Origin of the sequence: Actinomadura montaniterrae (assembly GCF_008923365.1) — a bacterium.
Lineage (GTDB): Bacteria > Actinomycetota > Actinomycetes > Streptosporangiales > Streptosporangiaceae > Spirillospora > Spirillospora montaniterrae.
This window is the reverse complement of record NZ_WBMR01000390.1, coordinates 1-4,915: the sequence shown is the minus strand read 5'-3', so window position 1 is coordinate 4,915 and position 4,915 is coordinate 1. Positions and strand designations below refer to the sequence as shown.

At 76.9% G+C, this 4,915-nt stretch carries 4 protein-coding genes; all 4 read left to right on the top strand.

Annotation, left to right across the window (positions count from 1 at the left end; translation table 11 throughout):
* Positions 1-1,266, top strand: a 1,266-nt coding sequence (locus F9B16_RS49155; RefSeq protein WP_151547140.1) for an O-antigen ligase family protein, incomplete at its 5' end; no start/stop codon positions are given.
* Positions 1,263-2,999 (top strand): lipid II flippase MurJ, encoded by a 1,737-nt coding sequence (locus F9B16_RS49150; protein WP_225992657.1) that lies wholly within the window; start codon positions 1,263-1,265, stop codon positions 2,997-2,999. The genes F9B16_RS49155 and F9B16_RS49150, both read left to right, overlap by 4 nt.
* A complete protein-coding gene (locus F9B16_RS49145; RefSeq protein WP_225992656.1) occupies positions 2,971-3,648 on the top strand; it encodes a polysaccharide deacetylase family protein in 678 nt (225 codons plus the stop codon). Before F9B16_RS49150 ends, F9B16_RS49145 begins: the two co-directional genes overlap by 29 nt.
* Positions 3,645-4,766, top strand: coding sequence for a glycosyltransferase (locus tag F9B16_RS49140; RefSeq protein WP_151547138.1), 1,122 nt, complete (start codon positions 3,645-3,647; stop codon positions 4,764-4,766). The genes F9B16_RS49145 and F9B16_RS49140 overlap by 4 nt, the downstream gene beginning before the upstream one ends.
* Positions 4,767-4,915 lie beyond the last annotated feature (149 nt).

Below are 4,915 nucleotides of genomic sequence, written 5' to 3'. Positions count from 1 at the left end.
GTCGCGTGCGTCGGCGTCCCGTCCGGCGGGGGCGGCGGGCCCGCCGGGGACGGCGCCGGGGTGCAGGTCACCGCGGGCGACTGCGCGAGCGCCCTCATGGTCGCGGCGGCCGCGGTGCTGGTCGCCCGCGGCCGGATCGCGATGCCGCGCCGCGCGCTCTGGGCGTTCGCGCCGCTCGCCGCGACGCTCGGCGTGACGACCGTCGCGTCCCCCGACATCGCGTCCAGCCTGTCCGGGTTCGTGCGGGACGTGCAGATCTTCGTGCTGGTGCCGCTCGCCGTCGTGCTCCTCGTCCGGGACCGCCGCGACCTCGGCATCGTGTTCGGGTCGGTGCTCGGCCTCGGGCTCGGCGAGGCGCTGTACGGGATCTGGCAGGCGCTCACCGGCGCGGGCGCGTCGATCGGCGGTGCGAACGTCCGGGCGGTCGGCACGTTCGGCGCCGTCGACGTCATGGCGATGTCGCTCGTCGTCGGGTTCGCGTTCCTCGTGCTGACGGCGTTCGCGCTGGTCGCGCCCCGGTACGGGGCCGCCGCGGTGCCGGTCGCGCTCGCCGGGCTCGGCGTGCTGGCGCTCGCGCTGCTGCTCGCGCTCAGCCGCGGCAGCTGGATCGCGCTCGCCGCCGCCGTCGGGCTGATGCTGCTGGCCTTCGACCGGTGGCTCGCCGTGAAGGCGGCGGTGTGCTGCGCCGCGCTCGGGCTCGTCGCGGTCGGGCTGCTCGGCGGCGGCGGGGAGATCGTGCAGCGGTACGCGTCGATCGCCGGTTCGGTGAGCGCGCCGGACCAGTCCGTCAGCGACCGCTACAACCTGTGGGCCGCCGCCGGGCGGATCTGGACCGACCACCCCGTCACCGGCGTCGGCGTGAAGAACTTCCCCGCCTACCGCGACACCTACGCGGGCATCGAGCTGTCGTCCGGCAGCGAGACCGACGACCCCGTCAACGGCTACCAGCGGCAGCCGCTGCTGTCGCCGCACGACGAGTACCTGCTGATCCTCTCCGAGCAGGGCGCGCTCGGCCTCGCCGGGTTCGTCGCGCTGCTCGGCGCGGTCGTCTGGGGGCTGTGGACGCGCCGCGACGCGCGCGACCCGTTCTGGCTCATCGGTGCCGCGTTCACGGCGTTCCTGCTGGTCAACTTCCTGTACGCGGACATGGGCGGGCCGACGTGCGTCCTCACCGGGGTCCTCCTCGGCGCCGCCGCCTGCCGCGCCTTCGGCCTCCGCCGGCACCCCGGCCCCGGGCCCGGGCTCGTGAGCGGGGAGCACGGGTGACGGCGCAGGACGCGGTCCCCAACGCGGCGCGGGACGCGGTGCCCGGCGGGTCGGTCGGGCGGGCCGCCGCGCTGTCGGGCGTGCTCATCGCCGGCGGCACCGGCCTCGGGTTCCTCCGCGACCTCGTCATGGCGCACCGGTTCGGCGCGAGCGGCGCCACCGACGCGTTCCTCGTCGCCTGGACGATCCCCGAGACCGTGTCGCCGCTGCTCATCGAGGACGCCATGGCGCTGCTCATGGTCCCGGTCGTCACCCGGCTGCTCGCCGGGGGCGGCGGCCTGCGCGCCCTCACCGCGACGACCCTGCCCCGCATGGTCCTCGGCCTCACCGCCGTCACGCTGACGCTCGGCATCGCCGCCCCCATCGTCGTCGAGATCCTCGCGCCGGGGCTGTCCGAGCCGGGGCCCGCGATCCGGTGCGTCCGGCTGACCGCCCTCACCGTCGTCACGTTCGGCGTCGCCGGGTTCATGAGCGCGACGCTGCGCGCCCACCACCGCTTCGGCCCGCCCGCCGCGATCTACCTCGCCTACAACGTCGGGATCCTCGCGCTGATCGCCGGGTTCGCCGGGCTCGTCGGCATCATGAGCGCCGCGATCGGCGTCGCCTGCGGCAGCGTCCTGATGGTCGCCGTGCAGCTGCCCGCGTTCGTCCGCTGCCTGCGCGCGGACGCCGCGCCCCGCGTCGGCCGCGCGGAGCTGCGGCTCGGCCTCGCCGCCGTCGCGCCCGTCGTCGTCTACACCGTCACCCGCCAGGCGCAGGTGTTCGTCGAGCGGTTCATCGGCTCCGGCCTCGCCGCCGGGTCGATCTCGCACCTCAACTACGCGCAGAAGGTCGCGCAGGTCCCGATGGTGCTGTCGCTGCTGATCGTCACCGTGACGTTCCCGCGCCTCGCGCGCGCGTCCGCGGACGGCGACCTGGGCGGCGTCGCCCGCCGCATCCGGCAGGACCTCGTCATCGCCGGCGGCCTCGTGCTGAGCGCGTCGGCGTTCCTCGTCGCGTTCGCGCCCGACATCATCCGGGTGCTGTTCCAGCACGGCGAGTTCACCGCCGCCGACACCCGCGACACCGCCGCCACCCTGCGCGTCTACGCGCTCGGGCTGTGGGGCCAGTCGACCGTCGGGCTCGCCGCCCGCGCGTTCTTCGCGCAGAAGCGCCCGCCGTGGCGGCCCGCCGCCGTCCTCGCCGGCGGCCTCGCCGTCACCGCCGCCGTCTGCGCCGCGTTCGCCGCCCTCGCCGGGACGGCCGCGCTCGCCGCCGCCGACGCCGCCGGCATCACCCTCGCCGCCGTCCTGCTGCTCGCCGGGCTGCGCGCGCGCGTCGCACCGATCCCGTTGGGACGCGTCGCCGCAGACCTCGCCCGGCTCACCGTCCTCGCGTCCCTCGCCGCCGCGGCGGCCCTGCTCGCCATCGCGCCGCTGGGCGCGGCGCCCGCGATCGTCCGGCTCGGCGCCGGCGGCCTCGCCACCGCCGCCGCGTTCGCCGCCCTGATCGCCCTGGCGGGACGCGACCTCATCGCGCCATGGACCATCCCATGGCCCTCATGGAGGCCCGGCGTGCTCGCCCGCCGCGGCCGCACACCTTCCGGGGGAACCAGTGACCCAGCCGACCGAACCGGCGCCGGAGGCGGCGCCGACGACCAGCCCGGCGCCGAGCGCGCGCCCCGCGCGGCCTCCGCAGGAGGTCGAGCCGCCGCCGATGGTACTGATGTACCACTCGATCGATCACTACGATGACGACCCGCACCTGGTGACCGTCTCGCCGCCCCGATTCGAGCGGCAGATGGCCTGGCTGCGCGCGCGCGGCCTGCGCGGCGTCGGGATGGCGGAACTGCTCGCCGAGCACGCCGGCGGACGCGCCCGCGGCCTCGTCGGCCTCACCTTCGACGACGGCTACGCCGACTTCGCCACCCGCGCCCTGCCCGTCCTCGTCCGGTACGGGTTCGGCGCCACCGTCTTCGCCGTGTCCGGGCGGGTCGGCTCGTACAACGCCTGGGACGACGGCCCCCGCAAGCCGCTCATGACCGCCGAGCAGCTGCGCACCGTCGCCGACACCGGCATGGAGGTCGCCTCGCACGGCCGCCACCACGTCCCGCTGCCCGACGTCGACGACACCGAGCTGCGCGAGGAGCTCGAGGAGAGCCGCGCCGACCTCGAGGACATCACCGGCCGGCAGGTCACCGGCTTCGCCTACCCGTACGGGCGCGCCGCCGCCCGCGAGATCGACGCGGTCCGCGCCGCCGGGTACGACTACGCCTGCCACATCCGCCCGGACGAGCCGTCCCGGCACGCGCTCGGCCGCGCCTACATCGGCGAGCGCGACGGGAGCCTGCGGCTGCGCGCCAAGCTCGTCCGGCACCAGATGCTGTGGCGGAGCCGCATGTGACCCGCGTCCTGCACGTCATCACCGGACTGGAGCACGGCGGCGCCGAGCACCAGCTCGCGCTGCTCCTGCGCCACCTGCCCGCGGAGTGCGAGGTGGCGACGCTGACGCACGCGGGCGTGCTGGGGGAGCGGATCCGGAGCGGCGGCGTGCCCGTCCACGAGCTCGGCATGCGCGGGAATCGGGACCTCGGCGCGCTGCCGCGGCTCGTCCGGCTGATCCGCGACGGCCGGTACGGCGTCGTCCACACGCACCTATACCGCGCCTGCGTCTACGGCCGTATCGCCGCGCGACTCGCCGGGACGCCCCGCATCATCGCCACGGAGCACTCCCTCGGCGACGGGCACATCGAGGGACGCCGCACGACCCGCGCCGTGCAGGCCCTCTACCGGGCGACCGAACGCCTCGGCTCGATGACGGTCGCGGTGTCGCCGACGGTCGCGGCGCGGCTGCGGGCCTGGGGCGTCCCGTCCGGCCGCATCACGGTGATCCCCAACGGGATCGACGCCGCCGCGTTCGCCTTCGATCCGTCGCGGCGCGCCGGGACGCGGCGCCGCCTCGGCATCCCGATGGACGCGCACGTCGCCGGCACCGTCGGCCGCCTCGTCCCGACCAAGCGGATCGACCTGCTCATCGGCGCCGCCGCCCGGACGCCCGGCCTCCGGCTGCTCATCGCCGGCGACGGCCCCGAGCGCGCGCGGCTCGAACGGCTCGCCGCGGCGCTCGGCGTCGCCGGCCGCACCGCCTTCACCGGCGGGACCGACGACGTCGCGTCCGTCCTCGCCGCGATGGACGTGTACGCCGCCCCGTCCGCGCAGGAGACGTTCGGCCTCGGCGTCCTGGAGGCGCTCGCCGCCGGGCTCCCCGCCGTCCACACCGCCTGCCCGGCCCTCGACGACCTCCCCCGCGACGACGCACCGCACGCCCTCCGCCTGCCCGCCGCCGCTGGGCCGGACGCCTGGAGCGCCGCCCTCGCGCGCCGCGCCGGGCGGGTGCCGGTGCCGCCGGCCGTCGGCCGCTACGCCGTCGCGGAGCAGGCCGCGAGACTCGCCCGCCTCTACACCGGCGGCGCGCCGAGCACCGGGCGGACGCGGCCCGCCCGCGAATCCATCCCGACCTGACGGCACGAGAGAAGGGTCAGCCGATGTCGCAACGTGACGCCACCAAGAAGCCGGCCACCGGGAAACCGGCCCCCGGAGGCGGCGGCCCGCCCGCCGAGCCCGCCCGCACCGAGGCGGCGCACGCCGAGCCCGCCCGCGCGGAGGCCGCC